Genomic DNA, 15,071 nt, shown 5'->3' with positions numbered 1-15,071 from the left:
CAAAAGTCAAAAGGGAAGAAAAATATGTGTACCTCACTAGCTTATAGCGGTGTGCAGTCGTATTAGGTACAGTGTCACAAGCTATAAACCATGCTAGGCAAAGCTTGGTCTGTATCTCACTCAAGCGCTTACCGCTATATTGTAGTCCGATTTTTGATATTCAGTTCCTCATCAGCGATCGCTGTTTAGTTATACTAAATCCGGTTATTAAAAACTGATTATTTATTTCCCCTTTTTGCCTGAGTGCCTCTCCTGATACCATTTTTCTTTATTCTTGGCAGGTATCTTACCCCCCCGACATCGGGGGGGTCGGGGGGTTGGGGGGTTGGGGGGGTGGGGGGTTAGGGGTGAGGGCGATTAACCATCTCTGCCATTACTTATGAAAAATGGTGTGATATGTAGCCTATACTCAACGGATTTAGGATCAGACCATGTTCGAATTCTTCTTACTTACCCACCCCTGATGCTCTTAAGTGGGTTAATAGTCAACCTAAAAGCAACTTCTTGCCAATTAATCTGGGACAATTATCCTAACCATTTTTAAAAGATTTATTGGCAAGACAAACGGGTTTTGTGGACAGGGACGTATTTCGTGGCTGGTTGTGGTGGTGTTACGATAGACCAACTTAAAAAATATGTCGAGAATCAGGATTCTCCTAACTATTAGTTGTGCTTCGTGTCACTGAGCTTTTACATTGAGCCTTTACATTGAGCGTGTCGAAATCTGTCGAAATCTGTCGAAGTGTGGACACTGAGCTTTTACATTGAGCGTGTCGAAATGTGTCGAAGTGCTGTTCTATATTGGCCGAACCTTTCATCTCCGAGGTGAAACAAAGGGTTCCTTCAAGCCGACATTACAGGTAACTGCGTTGTCAAACGCTTTTGTAACCCACAGGCAAAGGTGAAACAATCTCTTATCCCTCTGAAACTCTTAATTTGGCCGCATTTCTATACTTATCCAATATCTTGCGATCGCTTGTCTTTCCTACCAGCCAAATTCTGGCAGATTTTTTTCCCAAAAAACCCTTGACAAATCCCCGCACTTGACAGATACTTATATATATAGTGGGAATCCGTGCCTGCCTGCGAACCCTCTTTTTTCAGGTTAGATAAGCGTCAAAAAAATAAAAACCTAATACCTGACCAGCACTAAACAGGATAGGGTATGACAACTAAAGACTTATACGAACAGGACTATCCTGCTTGGTTAGAAGAAACAGCCAAACAACTGCGACAAAGACAGACAGATGTATTAGATTGGGAACATCTCGAAGAAGAAATCGAAGCATTGGGGAACCAACAGAGACATAAAGTAGATAGTTATCTCCTACAATTGCTCATTCATCTGCTTCTCTACCAATACTGGCCGGAGGAACGAGAAAGATGTGCGCGGGGATGGCAGGACGAAATCGGTAACTTTCGGGTGGAATTAGAACTTTTATTGGAGTCGAAAACCCTTTATAACTATTTTTTAACCAGAATCGCCGTTATTTACCCCAAAGCAGTGAAGCGAGTCCGACAAAAAAGCCAATTACCGGCCGCTATCTTTGCCGAAAGCTGCCCCTATAGTCCCGAACAAATCCTCGATTCCGATTTTCTCCCCTGAAATTCTGGCAGATTTCTTCAAAAAAACCCTTGACAAATCCCCGCACTTGACAGATACTTATATATATAATGGGAATCCGTGCCTTCCTGCAAACCCTCTTTTTTCAGGTTAAATAAGCGTCAAAAAAATAAAAACCTGATAACCAGTCCCTAACTACCTATAAGCTTTTCACCCAATCACTAATCAACCGGTTAACCTCTGTGGGAATTTCATCGTGGGGACAATGGCCGGCAGTTAGATAATATTCTGTCAGAGAAGGATAGTATTGACGGAATTTGGCCCCGCGTTCCCTAGTATTCATCCAAGGGTCCCCTTCACCCCATAACATCAACAGGGGACAACTTAACTTTTGCAGGAGAATATCCACATTTTCCCCCCGGGGAGATTTAAACACAGAAGCAAAAACTTTGGCTGCTCCCGCATCCAGGGAAGGACGACGGATATCTTCTATTAACTGCTCAGTAATGGCACTGCGATCGAGATATACTTTCTCTAGGGTTTTGCGGATAGTTTTGGGTTGACGGGTATAGAGAAATAAGAGATAACTGGCCCAAGGTTGCAGCAGCATCGATCGCAGTAATTTTTGTGCTAAATTAGGCTGACGATTGCTTTCTGTATCGCTAAAGGGACCGGCGCTATTGAGGAGAATTAATCCCCGAACATTCTCGGAATGATTAGCAGCCACACAGAGAGAAGCGTAACCCCCCAGAGAATTACCCGCTAAAACCGTCGGTTGGCCCACAACTTCCTTGATAAAATCATTTAATTGTTGCTGCCAAAGATTGCCACTATAGACAATATCCGGTTTAGCTGATCTACCAAATCCTAACAGATCGATCGCCCATACCTCCCATTCTGAGGCTAAACCTTGCACATTTTTTCGCCAATGGTCGGTGGAAGCGCCAAAACCGTGGACTAATAGTAACGGGGGTTTTCCCGCAACTCTAGTACCCGCTTGCACATAGTGTATAGAATTTCCTTGCCATTGCCAATTTTGCCTTATCGTCAGAGCAGCTGTATTCATCGGCCGTTTTGTTAAGTAATGTGAATAATTCTTAGTCTAACCGATTGAGAAACTGGAGACCAAGCTAGAGATTTTTAGCCAAACCCCTTGACCAAAAACGGGACTTGACATATACTTATATATATAATGGGAATCCGTGCCTGCCTGCGAACCCTTCATTTTTGGGCAAATAACCCTAAAAAACACTCTCAAAAAAAATCTTGAGCGGGATTAATCTGCTGGTATGGGTGGCTAACCCCAGAGAATTACTCCTGAATAACAGCTATGAAGATTTTGACGATTTTACAGGGATTAATCGACAAAAATCCCTTAACTGAGGCGGATCTAGAAGAATTACTAGCGATCGAATCCTTAAGTTTTCAGCAGACTAACCCTCTCATCCTACAGGAAAGGGCGGAACTACTAATGATTCTCTGGCCGCGAGTCTGGCAAAAATGTCAGGAGTTAGGGATAAATCAGCCAAATCAGATTTTGATCAGCTGTTGGCGCTTCTGGATTCCCTGGGCGCTACAGCTACGCAGCCACGCAAAACCGTTGATTCAAGGCATTTTGGCCCCTCAAGGCACGGGAAAGACCACCTTAACATCCATAATGTCGATTATTTTAGCCTATTTTGATTTAAAAGTAAATAATCTCTCTTTAGATGATATTTATAAGACCTATAATGAGCGAATAAAATTGCGTCAAAAGGATGAAAGATTGCGCTGGCGTGGTCCACCGGGTACTCATGATATAGCATTAGGAATTAAAGTTTTAGAACAGGTTTGTCAGCAAGAAAGTCCGATTTTAATCCCGCGTTTTGACAAGTCCCTGCATCGAGGACAAGGAGATAGAATTGCAGCGGAACAAGTGGAACGAGTTGATATTCTTTTTTTCGAGGGTTGGTTTGTGGGCATGAATCCAGTAGAAGAAACAGTCTTTGATCATGCCCCCGATCCGATTAATAGCCAAGAAGACCGACAATTCGCCAGGGATAATAATCAAAGATTGCGAGAATATCTACCCCTCTGGTCAAAAATCGATCGCTTACTGATTCTTTATCCCCTTGACTACCGTTACAGTTTACAATGGCGACAGGCGGCCGAAACAAAAGGAGGTATGACCCCATCAGAAATCGAGGAATTTGTCAAGTATTTTTGGAAAAGTTTACATCCGCAATTATTTCTCCCACCCCTGCTCAAACAAGCAGATCTAGTGGTAGAAATTAATCGCGATCATAGTCTGGGAAAAATCAGTTATCAGTGAGTAGCAGGCAAGAGGCAAGAGGCAAGAGGCAAAAGAAAGAATCTGGCAATTCTCCTACCCAAAAAGAAGGTTAGAAACTAAGTCCATAAAATCTTCTAGCTTAACAAATTAGGTTTTAGATTCCGTCGAGTTAAAAGAAAGCTCCGAACTTGTCACTTAACAGACTGATAAGTAGTCGTGCAAAATTAATTTCCTAGTGAAGATAGGCAAGAGGCAAGAGGCAAGAGGCAAGAGCGGGGTTAGATATGTGTAATTAATTTTGCTTAGGTACTTAACTCCCATCTAATAACTGATAACTGATAACTGATAACTGATAACTGATAACTGATAACTGATAAAGCTTATGATTGAAGTCGAACATCTGAGTAAAATTTATGGTTCTACCGCGGCAATCAGTGACGTGGATTTTACCGTAGAAAAAGGAGAAATTCTCGGTTTTTTGGGACCAAATGGAGCGGGAAAAACCACGACTATGAGGATTTTATCCGGTTATATTCCTGCCACGACAGGAACAGCAAGGATAGCAGGATACGATGTGCATCAACAATCCTTAGAAGTGCGTCGTCGCATTGGTTATCTTCCCGAAAATCCCCCCTTGTATCCAGAGATGACCGTGGAAAGTTTTCTCGATTTTGTGGCACGGATTAAAGGTATCTCATCGGGGGATAGAAAAGCGCGGGTAGATTTAGTTTTAAGCAAATGTCAGTTACTAGAAAAAAGAAAAGTTATTATCCGCAAGTTATCCAAAGGTTATAAACAGCGTGTAGGAATTGCCCAAGCGATCATACACGATCCACCGGTAATTATTTTAGATGAACCGACAGTAGGATTGGATCCGAAACAGATTATCGAGGTGAGAAATCTGATTAAAAGTTTAGCGGGAGAACATACAATTATTCTCTCCACTCATATTTTACCAGAAGTGAGTATTACCTGCGATCGAGCGACAATTATTAATCGGGGTCGCATCGTGGCCAATAATATTACTACCGCTACCCCTGCCGGTTCCAGTTATGAAATTGAGATTGATGGTGATAGGGATTCCCTGCTAGAAATCCTTCAACAACTGCCGCAAGTCGAACAAGCAGCAAAAGTCGGCGATAACCTGCTCAAAATTGTTGGTCAAGCGGGGACAAACCTAGGGGCAGAAATTGCTAGAATAGTTGTCAACAATGGTTATAACTTATTAGAAATGCGTCGCACCCGTAAAACCCTAGAAGATATCTTTCTGGAAGTAATCGGCAGCGGGGAAAGTAATCACCAAGAGGAGAGGCATGATCAATAATATCTGGGCGATTTTTCGCAAGGAATTTCAAAGCTATTTTACCGCCGCCAATGCCTATATAATTATGGGCATATTTTGGTTAGTAGCGGGATTTTTCTTTAACTCCCTTCTCTACGGCATTATTCTCGATGTTAGTATCCAGGAACAATCGGGATTTCTGGTAGCCAGAGATGTGGTATCTGAATTTATGACCACTTTCATCGGCATGATTTTATCCTCTTTATTGTTGGTAATTTTGCCAGCCCTATCCATGGGATTATACGCAGAGGAAAAAAAACAGGGAACCCTAGAACTTTTAGCCACTTCCCCCCTGACCAATTGGAGTATAGCCATCGGTAAATTATTGGGAGTGCTGGCCTTTTTTACCGTGATGATTACCCCCCTCTGGATTTATGAAATAGTAGTTTTTAGTAGCGCAGTTCCCCCAGTGAATATAGCCAGTGTTTTAATGGCTCATCTAGGATTAATTTTACTGGCAGCGGCCATCCTAGCCATCGGGATGTTTATTTCTTCCCTTACCAATAGTTCTATCCTTGCTTACATCATCACCTTTATCACCATCTTATTTATCTGGATACTGGATGTAATTGCTAACAATGCCGAAACCTTTTTTCGAGATCGCATCGGAGGAGAAGTGGGAGAACAGATCGGATTTTTCCTGAAAGAATTGCTCTCCCATCTATCTTGGTATCAACCCTTTAACAATTTCGTGCGGGGAATTTTTGACAGTAGTAGTTTAGTCATTCTCCTCAGTTATATTCTGCTGGGAATCTTCCTAACTACTCAAGCGATCGAAGCGGACCGTTATCAAAGAAACTAACTATGATATCCTGGCAAAAATACAGTAAATTTCTCTATATACCCGCCCTATTTCTCGGTAGTGCCGGTCTAACCGTGGGGTTAATCTCCGGTCAATGGTCATCCCTCTCTCTGGGGTTATTAATTGCCGGGTCTATTCTGTTTCTAGGGTGGCTGTTGTTATTAGTAATCACCCAGAAAGAATTTTGGCAAAAAAGAAGTACCCGCACCGGCACTCAAACCCTTATTACTACTATTATTGTCCTCGGTGTTATCGGTTTAATTAACTTTCTTGCCCTCCGTTATCCCTATCGAGTTGATTTAACCGAAAACCAAATCTTTAGTTTATCCCCCCAAACCGAAAGACTATTAAGCAATCTGTCAAAACCAGTCAAAGTCTGGATTTTTTCAACCCGGGGAATCAGTGCCAGCGAACAGGAACTTTTAGCCAATTATCAACGCAAAAATCCCCAATTTCAGTACGAGATAGTTAACCCAGAGAAAAAACCCAATATTGTCCAAGAATTCAAAAAACTAGCCAATGATAATCTAGCCAGAGTTTATGTACAGTATGGTGACAAAAAACAACCCCTGAAAACTATTAGTGAAGAGGAAAGTCTCACCGAAGCGAAACTGAGTAACGCCATCGAAACCGCTAAAACTGATCGCACTTTAACCGCTTACTTTCTGCAAGGTCATGGAGAAAATGCCATCAAAGAACCTCAAGGGGGTTTAGGACAAGCAGTCAATAGTTTAGAAGCAAAAGGTTATCAAGTAAAACCACTTAATCTAGTAGAACGTTCCACCATTCCCAGTAATGCCGATGTCATTATTATTGCCAGTCCCAAAAGAAAAATATTTCCCCAGGAAGTCACCGCTTTAAAAAACTATCTTGAGCAGGGGGGCAAAATTTTATTAATGATTGACCCCCAAACCGAAACCGGATTAGAACCCTTATTAACCGCTTGGGGTGTGAAACTAGATAATCGGATTATTATTGATGCTTCCGGTGCCGGGGAAATCATCGGTTTAGGTCCGGCTAGTCCCATTATTACCAATTACGGTAATCATCCCATTACTCGCGATTTTGCTAACGGTATTTCTATCTTTCCCTTTGCTCGTCCCATCGCCACCGTTCCCGTGGAAGGAATTGAAGCCGTATCTTTAATGATTACTAATGATAAAATGTGGGCTGAGAGTGATTTAAATGATCAGAATCTCCAGTTTAACCCTGAAAAAGATTTAGCCGGACCTTTTGATCTGGGAGTTGCTCTGACGGGAAAAAAAGGTAAATTAATCGTGATTGGTAATGCCAGCTTTGCCAGCGATGGACTGTTTGAACAACAGTTAAACGGAGATATATTTTTAAATTCTGTGCAGTGGTTAGCCAGTGGTGACACAGCCACCTTATCTATCCGGGCCAAGGAACCAGAAAATAGAAGAATTAATTTAAATCCCCTGCAAGCTAACGCTATTTTTTGGATAGCGATGGTAGTGATGCCTTTAGTAGGATTTACCCTAGCTGGATTGACTTGGTGGCAACGTCGTTAATCGAGTTAGAATCTAGAAAAATCATCTCTCTTATTCCCCTAACTGCCATGACCACAACCCAAACTATCCCCCAATTGTTGACTTTTGATGACTATATCAATCAATATCCCGATGATGGACAACAATACGAATTAATCGCAGGAAAATTATTGCCCATGATGCGACTGATCGGAAAACATGAAGAAATTGGCGGATTTATAAGCATGGAGTTAGGATTGGAGATTAGAAGACGGCAATTGCCCTATTTTATCCCCAATACTGCGGCAGTAAAACCCCTTCGCCCCCATACGGGTTATCTACCCGATATTATCGTCTTAGACAGAGAAAATCTAGTTAACGATCCCTATTGGGAAACCGCTTCCTCAATTTCTCTGGCAACATCAGCTAAATTAATTATTGAAATTGTCAGTTCCAATTGGCGAGATGATTATCTGAAAAAATTCGACGACTACGAACAATTAGGAATTGCCGAATATTGGATTATCGATTATTTAGCCAAAGGTTCGGCCCGATATATCGGCAGCCCCAAAGAACACACCATTTCTATCTATCAATTAATCGATGGAGAATATCAAGGTAATTTATTTAAACAGGATCAACGTCTTATTTCAGGGATTTTTCCCGAGTTAAACCTCACTGCTAATCAAATTTTTCGTGCTAGAGCTTAAAGAAAAACCCGCATTTTTAGATTAATTACTATTTTCTTCAGGAGGAGAAGGTGATAAAACAGGAGGAGCGATCGGTTCAATTTTATCCTCATTAACTGGGGGATTAATCACCTCTGGAACAGGGGAAGGAGAAGGAGAAGGAGAAGGAGAAGGGGAAGGAGAAGGGGAAGGAGAAGGAGAAGGAGAAGGAAGGGGAGAAACTTGAGGACTCGGCTCCGTTTCAGGAAGGGGAACAGGAATAGGAATTACTTCTTCTGGGGTGGGACTAGGAGTTAATTCTGGAGTCGCTTCTGGACTAGGAATCACCTCTGGGGTAGGAGTCGGGGATGGGGTAGGAGTCGGGGAATAAATGGGAGTCCGTTGACGAGAAGGTCGTCGGATAGGGGGAAAATCTTGGGAGGGAGGAGGAATGATTTCAGGACTAGGAGAAGGTTCGGGGGTTGGTGATGGTTTAATTTCCTCATTTTTGGGTAAAAGAGCCATAAATCCCCGATATCCTAGGGCAAAAGCCCCAATTGTCACCGCAAAAATCAGCAAAATCCACAGCCAAGGATTCTTTTTTTTCCCGGAATTGGGTTGAATAACCACAGTGGGGGAGACGGTTGGTTTTGGGGGTGTAGAGGACTTTAATCGGGGACTATGGGGAGAAACCGCGATAGTCGGTTGGGTGGACAAATCGGGGGATATTTCTGCCAAAGCTGCCAACATTTCCCTAGCAGTAGCAAACCGATCCCGGGGATGAAAACGGATCGCTCGATCGATTACCATAGCTAAATTAGGATTAACATTTTCTGCCTCCTGTCGCCAGAGAATTTCCCCCGTGCGCGAGTCAGTTTCTAGATATTGGGGAGTTTTTCCCGTTAATAAAAAAATCGCCGTTAAGCCTAGGCTGTAAAGGTCACTAGAAAAGACCGGTCTCCCGGCAGCCTGTTCTGAAGCCATATAACCGGGGGTGCCAAGGGCGATCGAATAGGCACTTTTTCCCGTAGGATCGAGTAAGGTGGCCACTGCCTCTTTCATTACCCCAAAATCGATTAAAACGGGCAAATTATCACTATTTCTTAAGATAATATTATCGGGTTTCACATCCCGGTGAATAATGCGGCGACTGTGAATAAAATCAATAACAGGCAGTAAATTCTCCAAAATCGTCCGCACTGCTGATGAGGATAAATTTCCCTGACGTTGCTGTTTTTGGGTTAGTGTCTCCCCTTCAATCCATTCCTGCACCAGATAGAAGTGATTATCTTGGGCAAAATAGCCGTACAAACGGGGTATTTGGCGATTTTGCTCCCCCAATTCCTCTAAAACACTTGCTTCTTTCTGAAAACGTTCTTTTAACCATTCTGGCATCTCCTCACTTTGAATAGCCGGCTGCAATTTTTTAATCACACAGCGCCGTTGAGAAGGCATATTCGTATCGATAGCGATATAAGTTTCCCCAAATCCCCCCCTAGCAAGGATACTAACAATTTGGTAGCGATTGTTTAAAAGCACTAGATTCATTACCCTGAGAGTGCAAGCGTGGTCATAAATTGTTCCTAGACTAACATTCTTTCGTTAAGGAAAAAGTCAAGGGAAAAACTAGAGTCAAGTCTAAGGAATCCAGCGACGGATTTTCGTCCACAAAGGTGCATTATCTTGACTACTCATCTCCAGAAAACTTTGATAACAATCGTAGGCGCGATTAAGATGGGCGGTGATTTCTGTAGCATTGGGATGAGAATTGCGATCGGGATGCCAATAACACAAGAGAGTTTTATAATTGTTCTCAATCCGGCTAGTCGTGCTAAAAGGAGTAATCCCCAAAACTCGCCACCAAGCGGGATTAGCCGACTCCATAATCATCACGGCCAAGGAACGGGGCGAAGGATAGAGAATTTGGGCGATTAATGACCAATCTGCCCCATAACACCGCCGATAAACCGCTTTAACCCGCTCTTTTCCCAACTGTTCACAAGCTTGTAAATGCCATTGACGAAAATCCCTCCGCATCTGCTGATGAGTTCGCAAATCTCGCCTGGCAAATCTGCCCTCAGCTAGTTTATTAGTGCCAATAGTGTTAAAGTTACCATTAGCGATCGCTTTTAGATCCCAGTAGAGATGATAAAAAGGATCTTGATTCAAGGCGAGACTTTCCAGAATTTCCTTAGCGTAACCTCTAGCCGGATTTAATTGCAATAATTCCCCTAATTCCCGACAAAACTGCTCATTTTCGGGCATCCCGCGCCATTGCCAATAGTTAACATCCGGTTTTGCCAGAGACTGCCTATATACACTGCGCCACCCCTGGGGAACAGTACAGGCGATCGGGGTAGCCAAGGGAGTAGCCAGGGGATAAAATTGACCCTTTAAAGAGCTTTCAGGAGCATCTTCTAGTAAACAGGCAAGATGATAGGCGGGATGACTACGGGGCGTTTTTTGGGGGCTAATAAACCAAAAAGCCGTTAAAATGAGAATTAGGTACAAGAGTAGAGAAAGAATTTGCTCCGCCATCGCCACTTTTAGTTAGTCTGCTCAGTTACCCGAAGAATTATAATTCGTGCTATGGTCGCTGAAAAGTTCTTTGTATCTCGGCTGATTGTCAGAAATCCACAAAATGGGGTGATATGTCGAAAGTTTCCCCATATACTTACTCTGGTTATTCGGAAAGTTTCTGTATAATTAATGGTTGGGCAATTCTTATAGGATGAATGATCATGAAGATTTTATTCAGGGAAACTTTTACTTTGCTAAATCTGCTCTTCTGGGTTTTCAGTTCTTCTGCTTTTGCAGATATATTGGATATCAGATTGCGTAAAGATATGCCGTATAGTCAAGGGAAAAAACTACTGGTTGGTGCAGGATGGCAGTATAACAGTCTCCCAGCCTATGGCTATAGTGAAACAGATCCCAAAGTTAACTCAGATTGCTTTGGCAGCGTCGAAATTTGCAACTCATATCCGGAAATAGACGCATGTAGTGGCCAGGGATACTGCAAAATGTTATTTTATGACCATTTTGGTAATTCTCTGTCTGTTACGACTTATGGTCCGCTAATGTCTCCAGAACTCCATGTCATTGGTTGGCGCCTTTATCAGGCATCTGAAAAATGCGTACGAGCGCCGATCTGGTAGAGCTGGTAGGGTGCGTTCCTTAATGCGAGTCCTACCGCTACAGCGATCAATTTTAAGGAAACCCAACATCCTTACCTGTTACTATGAAAGGGTATAATAAGTTTACTTAAGGTCATCAAAGAGGTAACAAAACCTTAATGGAAAGTCGTATCCATATCCATCCAGATATTTGTAATGGAAGACCTGTTATAGCTGGAACCCGAATTCCGGTGCAAACAGTTATGGAATTTTTGGGAGCAGGGGATTCTATTGAAGAATTCCTTGAAGAATATCCTTCTCTGAATCGAGAAGATATTTATGCCTGTATGCAATTTGCAGCAAGATTGATGGCGAATCACTATGAAGTCAGAAAAATTGCATGAATGGTTTTTTCTTCGATGAAAATTTACCAGCTAAAATCCTCTTCACTCCATCTTTACCGATCATTTTTAGGGAGAAGTCCAAGGGATACGGAAATTTGGCAATATGCAAAGGATAAAAAACTGGTTATTGTTACGAAAGATACAGACTTTTCCGATCAACTAATGCTTAATTTTTTTTGCACCTAAAGTAGTACATCTCCGTTTTGGCAATATACGAAAACGCGAATTTCATCAGTTTTTAGCTCGTATTTGGCCAGAAGTTGAAGCTTTGGTTATTGAACATAAATTAGTTAATGTCTATTTAGATAGAATTGAAGCATTTAGATAATTTTTCCTAACATTCATTGCGATATCGCTAAGGTGGGTAATGCCTGCCTTACTCTAGGGAAAGTCCAGTAATAATATCTTCTGGGGGAATCCCAGCCTGAATTAAATTGGTTGTTAATCCTTCTTCAAGATTATCATCTTCAATGACAATTTTATTTTTCAATAAACGAGCGTGAAATAAAATTGTATTAATCCATGCTTCTTTTTCCCAACCAGTCATAATTATTAAAAAGTTGCCTGATTCTGGATCACAAACTGGGGTAATTTTAAGGGTTTGTAATCGAGGTTGCATCGCCGACTCTTTTCTGATAACTTGAGTCAGAATATCGGCATAATTTACTGTGTTATCCATTCGCAAATTATCTCCTTTTGAGGATTATAAATAATTAAATTGATTCTATTACGTTTAATAACCAGTTGGAAAATAGCTTTTTTGAAGTGTTTTAAATAAACCGCTTGACTAATGCCCAAAAAAAGTTTTCTTTCAGGTTCTTGTGAATCTAAAGCCCATTGGTATAATTGAAGTTGTCCTATTGTTTTTTCTAATTCACTGATAACTGAAGGCGTATCAAAGTCTTTGATTTCTACGGCAATTTTACGTTCTTCTTTTTCCGCAGCAAAAAACTTTTCTGCTCCTAAATCAGCTTTAAGCAAGGTTTGTTCTAAGGTTAGAATTAAAGGATCATCAGTGATTTTCCAACCCTCTTTTTCTAAAGTATGACGTAATGATAAATGTAGATCGTCTCGTCTGGACATCCTTATAAACCCTGCTTAAGAGGTTCGATTTCTATTCTACTACAGTTCGCCCTAATTCGGATTTATTATGACCGAAAAAGCGGTAAGGTGGGCAATGCTCACCCTACTATTTCTATTTTCGCTTGGTCAGGCTAGAGACTAACCCTAATCCTCCTAATCCTAACAAGGCAACAACGGAACTCAGTGCAGATCTGGTAGGGTGTGTTCCCTCATGCAAGTCCTACCGCTGCAGCGATAGATTTGAATGATTATAAGCTAAAAACGTCTAGGCACAGCGACGGACGGGAGTGCGAGTGCCGTCGAATAATTGTAAATTTTTGTTACGAAGTGCAGTCAGATTGAAGAATTAGTGATAGGGTAGCTGAAAAGTTCTTTGTATCTCAGCTGATTGTCAGAAATCCACAAAACGGGGTGATATGCCGAAAGTTTCCCCATATCCTTACTCTGGTTATTCGGAAAGTTTCTGTATAATCAATGGTTAGCTGGCCTCGTAATATCACGATGTATCTGATTAGGAGCGATATTATGCGACTTAGTGAAAATTTTTTACAGCCAGCATTGTCAGATGATTTTTACTGGCTCAACGAGCCGACGCATTATCGTTTGGGTAATGGCTTGGAAATTTCTACAGATGAAAAAACTGATTTTTGGCAAAACACGCACTATGGTTTTCAAAGAGATGATGGGCATTGCTTATTGATGCGACAAGTTGGGGATTTTTCCCTAATGACCCAAGTAGAATTTCAGCCTCGGGAAAAATATGATCAATGTGGCCTAATGGTGCGGATTGACAGTCAGAATTGGATAAAAGTTTCCACGGAATATGAAAGCGAACAAGCTAGTCGGCTTGGTTCTGTGGTGACCAATTTGGGATATTCTGATTGGGCAACGCAAGACATTTCTTCACGATACCGCGAAATGTGGTATCGCATCAGTAAACGGGGGAGCGATTTTCTGCTAGAGAATTCTTATGATGGGCAGGCTTGGCTGCAAATGCGGATCACACACTTACACAAGATAGCCGACGATTGCCAAATCGGAGTGTATGCCTGCAGCCCGATAGGCAAAGCGTTTCGCTGTTGTTTCAAAACCTTGGAAATCTCAGACAATCAGTGGCTGGCAATACCGGAAGCCAGCTAATAACTGTATGCACCTGACTGGCACTTATGCGCCTTAACGCCTGGCTTGTTGTGGTTGACGGCTTGTCTGTCTTATGCTAGAGTTTCATAATTACCCAAAGCTAATGAGGCAAAAAATAATGACGGAGAAAAATAAGCCAGAAGAAGTTCAAGAGGCAATGATTTCAGTGGGAGTGGGTACAGCGATTGGAGCTAGTGCATCGGCAGTAGTTGGCGGTATGGGACTGGCTGTAGGAGGAACTGCTCTAGGCGTCGGCATGGCTCCAGTAGCAGCAGCAGGAGCAGTGGTCGGCACGGCAGTTTACGGAACCAAAAAAGCAATAGAAGAACAAGACGCAACGGCAATTGGAGCAGCGGCAATTGGTGCGGGTGCTGGAGCCGGTATATCAGCATTAGTTGGAGGTATGGGATTAGCAGTGGGAGGGACGGCAGTTGCAGTGACGATGGCTCCCGTAGCGGCAGTAGGAGCAGTAATTGGTTTGGCTGGGTATGGTATCTCTAAATTATTCACTGAGTAAGAATGGCTAAACGGAAAAGACAGTCTCCCAATGCTGCTCAAAAATTAGTAAGAGGAGCAATTCGGGACTTTATTAATCAGGTTAATGGCATAGTTATTGAGCCGGAGATAAATACTCCTGTAAAGGGTACAGAGGCTTGGTATCGGGACAAACTGGCTAGAGAATTAGGAGGAAAAACCGAGGTTTACATTGATAAGGTAGGCAGAATAGATGTCTTAACTAATACGGAAATAATTGAAGTTAAAAATACAAAAGGCTGGAAATCAGCGATCGGGCAAATAAAGAGTTATGGACAGTATTATCCCAAGCATAAAATGAGAGTTCACCTATTTGGGAAATTGACTGAGAGTAAACTAGAAACTATTCAGAGAGTATGTAACCTAGAAGGTATCACTCTAACTTGGGAATAGTATGATCGCCGATCTGGCAGCACCCTGCTCATTGATTCAAGCAAATGATTACAAGTTAAAAACGTCTATGCACAGCGATCGATGGGAGTGCGATTGGCTGGTGAGCGTTCTCCGTCTCAAACAGATTTTACCGAAATTTTGGGTTAAAGCCCCGTCCTTTTAGGACGGCTTTTTAAACTATATCTTGTTAACTTAACTTTTATTGTGCTATACTGATTTTGTCTAAGTCCCCCCTGCGTAAAATGTTTGTCTTAGAGTTTAAAGTT

The 15,071-nt window shown here is 42.1% G+C and carries 17 protein-coding genes and 1 pseudogene; 13 read left to right on the top strand and 5 right to left on the bottom strand.

Features of this window, described 5'->3' with window-relative positions; all coding sequences use genetic code 11:
• Window positions 1–379: 379 nt before the first annotated feature.
• Window positions 380–667: pseudogene (locus tag O9334_RS22960) on the top strand (IS200/IS605 family transposase).
• 498 nt (window positions 668–1,165) lie between these two features.
• Window positions 1,166–1,606 carry a DUF29 domain-containing protein gene (locus O9334_RS20450; RefSeq protein ID WP_008199264.1) on the top strand — a complete coding sequence of 147 codons (441 nt, stop codon included), beginning with the start codon at window positions 1,166–1,168 and terminating at the stop codon, window positions 1,604–1,606.
• Window positions 1,607–1,763: 157 nt separating this feature from the next.
• On the opposite strand, the gene O9334_RS20445 is transcribed toward O9334_RS20450, so the two are convergent.
• Window positions 1,764–2,630: an alpha/beta fold hydrolase gene (locus tag O9334_RS20445; RefSeq protein ID WP_288002177.1), complete on the bottom strand. Its 867-nt coding sequence runs from the start codon at window positions 2,628–2,630 to the stop codon at window positions 1,764–1,766.
• 264 nt (window positions 2,631–2,894) lie between these two features.
• On the opposite strand from O9334_RS20445, the gene O9334_RS20440 reads away from it, so the two are divergent.
• The 5 genes from O9334_RS20440 (at window position 2,895) to O9334_RS20420 (ending at window position 8,177) form a co-directional block, all read left to right on the top strand.
• Window positions 2,895–3,875, top strand: coding sequence for an ABC transporter ATP-binding protein (locus tag O9334_RS20440; protein WP_288002175.1), 981 nt, complete (start codon window positions 2,895–2,897; stop codon window positions 3,873–3,875).
• A 343-nt stretch (window positions 3,876–4,218) separates the two neighbouring features.
• Complete coding sequence (locus O9334_RS20435) at window positions 4,219–5,160, top strand: ABC transporter ATP-binding protein (RefSeq protein ID WP_288002173.1); 942 nt, start codon at window positions 4,219–4,221, stop codon at window positions 5,158–5,160.
• On the top strand, window positions 5,150–5,980 hold the full coding sequence (locus tag O9334_RS20430; protein WP_045360060.1) for an ABC transporter permease: 831 nt from the start codon (window positions 5,150–5,152) through the stop codon (window positions 5,978–5,980). The genes O9334_RS20435 and O9334_RS20430 overlap by 11 nt, the downstream gene beginning before the upstream one ends.
• 2 nt (window positions 5,981–5,982) lie before the next feature.
• Window positions 5,983–7,509, top strand: coding sequence for a GldG family protein (locus O9334_RS20425; protein WP_288002171.1), 1,527 nt, complete (start codon window positions 5,983–5,985; stop codon window positions 7,507–7,509).
• A gap of 47 nt (window positions 7,510–7,556) precedes the next feature.
• Window positions 7,557–8,177 carry a Uma2 family endonuclease gene (locus tag O9334_RS20420; protein ID WP_288002169.1) on the top strand — a complete coding sequence of 207 codons (621 nt, stop codon included), beginning with the start codon at window positions 7,557–7,559 and terminating at the stop codon, window positions 8,175–8,177.
• Between the two features lie 21 nt (window positions 8,178–8,198).
• On the opposite strand, the gene O9334_RS20415 is transcribed toward O9334_RS20420, so the two are convergent.
• Together O9334_RS20415 and O9334_RS20410 are read right to left on the bottom strand one after the other, a co-directional pair.
• Entirely contained in the window at window positions 8,199–9,683 is a 1,485-nt protein-coding gene (locus tag O9334_RS20415) for a serine/threonine-protein kinase (protein ID WP_045360064.1), read from the bottom strand.
• A gap of 90 nt (window positions 9,684–9,773) precedes the next feature.
• Window positions 9,774–10,673, bottom strand: a complete 900-nt coding sequence (locus O9334_RS20410; protein ID WP_288002167.1) for a J domain-containing protein — start codon at window positions 10,671–10,673, stop codon at window positions 9,774–9,776.
• Between the two features lie 203 nt (window positions 10,674–10,876).
• Between O9334_RS20410 and O9334_RS20405 the strand changes: the two genes are divergently transcribed.
• The 3 genes from O9334_RS20405 (at window position 10,877) to O9334_RS20395 (ending at window position 11,841) form a co-directional block, all read left to right on the top strand.
• A complete protein-coding gene (locus O9334_RS20405) occupies window positions 10,877–11,293 on the top strand; it encodes a hypothetical protein (RefSeq protein ID WP_152607017.1) in 417 nt (138 codons plus the stop codon).
• 137 nt (window positions 11,294–11,430) lie between these two features.
• The gene (locus tag O9334_RS20400; protein WP_125732512.1) at window positions 11,431–11,655 is read left to right on the top strand and encodes a DUF433 domain-containing protein; all 225 of its coding nucleotides are present in this window, start codon (window positions 11,431–11,433) and stop codon (window positions 11,653–11,655) included.
• Window positions 11,656–11,841: a DUF5615 family PIN-like protein gene (locus O9334_RS20395; protein ID WP_353737879.1), complete on the top strand. Its 186-nt coding sequence runs from the start codon at window positions 11,656–11,658 to the stop codon at window positions 11,839–11,841. It abuts the gene before it with no gap.
• 190 nt (window positions 11,842–12,031) lie between these two features.
• Here the strand turns inward: O9334_RS20395 and O9334_RS20390 are convergent, their stop codons facing one another.
• On the bottom strand, window positions 12,032–12,334 hold the full coding sequence (locus tag O9334_RS20390) for an element excision factor XisI family protein (protein ID WP_002784929.1): 303 nt from the start codon (window positions 12,332–12,334) through the stop codon (window positions 12,032–12,034).
• Entirely contained in the window at window positions 12,319–12,738 is a 420-nt protein-coding gene (locus O9334_RS20385) for a XisH family protein (RefSeq protein WP_288002165.1), read from the bottom strand. The genes O9334_RS20390 and O9334_RS20385 overlap by 16 nt, the downstream gene beginning before the upstream one ends.
• A gap of 525 nt (window positions 12,739–13,263) precedes the next feature.
• Here O9334_RS20385 and O9334_RS20380 point away from each other — a divergent pair.
• The 3 genes from O9334_RS20380 to O9334_RS20370 all read left to right on the top strand — a co-directional run bounded on the left by O9334_RS20380 (window position 13,264) and on the right by O9334_RS20370 (window position 14,805).
• Window positions 13,264–13,878, top strand: a complete 615-nt coding sequence (locus O9334_RS20380; protein WP_002734072.1) for a DUF1349 domain-containing protein — start codon at window positions 13,264–13,266, stop codon at window positions 13,876–13,878.
• 118 nt (window positions 13,879–13,996) lie between these two features.
• Window positions 13,997–14,395, top strand: a complete 399-nt coding sequence (locus tag O9334_RS20375) for a hypothetical protein (protein ID WP_002757399.1) — start codon at window positions 13,997–13,999, stop codon at window positions 14,393–14,395.
• Between the two features lie 2 nt (window positions 14,396–14,397).
• Window positions 14,398–14,805 (top strand): hypothetical protein, encoded by a 408-nt coding sequence (locus tag O9334_RS20370; protein WP_002774524.1) that lies wholly within the window; start codon window positions 14,398–14,400, stop codon window positions 14,803–14,805.
• The last annotated feature ends 266 nt before the right edge of the window (window positions 14,806–15,071 follow it).

This window comes from Microcystis sp. LE19-8.1F, from assembly GCF_027531715.1.
GTDB lineage: Bacteria > Cyanobacteriota > Cyanobacteriia > Cyanobacteriales > Microcystaceae > Microcystis > Microcystis wesenbergii_A.
Note: the sequence above shows the minus strand (reverse complement) of the source record. Positions and strands in the feature narration are given on the sequence as shown.

Excerpts from the sequence above, each read along its gene's own strand:
- O9334_RS20450 (WP_008199264.1), top strand. The coding sequence starts at position 1,166 with ATGACAACTAAAGACTTATACGAACAGGACTATCCTGCTTGGTTAGAA.
- O9334_RS20445 (WP_288002177.1), bottom strand. The coding sequence starts at position 2,630 with ATGAATACAGCTGCTCTGACGATAAGGCAAAATTGGCAATGGCAAGGA.
- O9334_RS20440 (WP_288002175.1), top strand. The coding sequence starts at position 2,895 with ATGAAGATTTTGACGATTTTACAGGGATTAATCGACAAAAATCCCTTA.
- O9334_RS20435 (WP_288002173.1), top strand. The coding sequence starts at position 4,219 with ATGATTGAAGTCGAACATCTGAGTAAAATTTATGGTTCTACCGCGGCA.
- O9334_RS20430 (WP_045360060.1), top strand. The coding sequence starts at position 5,150 with ATGATCAATAATATCTGGGCGATTTTTCGCAAGGAATTTCAAAGCTAT.
- O9334_RS20425 (WP_288002171.1), top strand. The coding sequence starts at position 5,983 with ATGATATCCTGGCAAAAATACAGTAAATTTCTCTATATACCCGCCCTA.
- O9334_RS20420 (WP_288002169.1), top strand. The coding sequence starts at position 7,557 with ATGACCACAACCCAAACTATCCCCCAATTGTTGACTTTTGATGACTAT.
- O9334_RS20415 (WP_045360064.1), bottom strand. The coding sequence starts at position 9,683 with ATGAATCTAGTGCTTTTAAACAATCGCTACCAAATTGTTAGTATCCTT.
- O9334_RS20410 (WP_288002167.1), bottom strand. The coding sequence starts at position 10,673 with ATGGCGGAGCAAATTCTTTCTCTACTCTTGTACCTAATTCTCATTTTA.
- O9334_RS20405 (WP_152607017.1), top strand. The coding sequence starts at position 10,877 with ATGAAGATTTTATTCAGGGAAACTTTTACTTTGCTAAATCTGCTCTTC.
- O9334_RS20400 (WP_125732512.1), top strand. The coding sequence starts at position 11,431 with ATGGAAAGTCGTATCCATATCCATCCAGATATTTGTAATGGAAGACCT.
- O9334_RS20395 (WP_353737879.1), top strand. The coding sequence starts at position 11,656 with ATGGTTTTTTCTTCGATGAAAATTTACCAGCTAAAATCCTCTTCACTC.
- O9334_RS20390 (WP_002784929.1), bottom strand. The coding sequence starts at position 12,334 with ATGGATAACACAGTAAATTATGCCGATATTCTGACTCAAGTTATCAGA.
- O9334_RS20385 (WP_288002165.1), bottom strand. The coding sequence starts at position 12,738 with ATGTCCAGACGAGACGATCTACATTTATCATTACGTCATACTTTAGAA.
- O9334_RS20380 (WP_002734072.1), top strand. The coding sequence starts at position 13,264 with ATGCGACTTAGTGAAAATTTTTTACAGCCAGCATTGTCAGATGATTTT.
- O9334_RS20375 (WP_002757399.1), top strand. The coding sequence starts at position 13,997 with ATGACGGAGAAAAATAAGCCAGAAGAAGTTCAAGAGGCAATGATTTCA.
- O9334_RS20370 (WP_002774524.1), top strand. The coding sequence starts at position 14,398 with ATGGCTAAACGGAAAAGACAGTCTCCCAATGCTGCTCAAAAATTAGTA.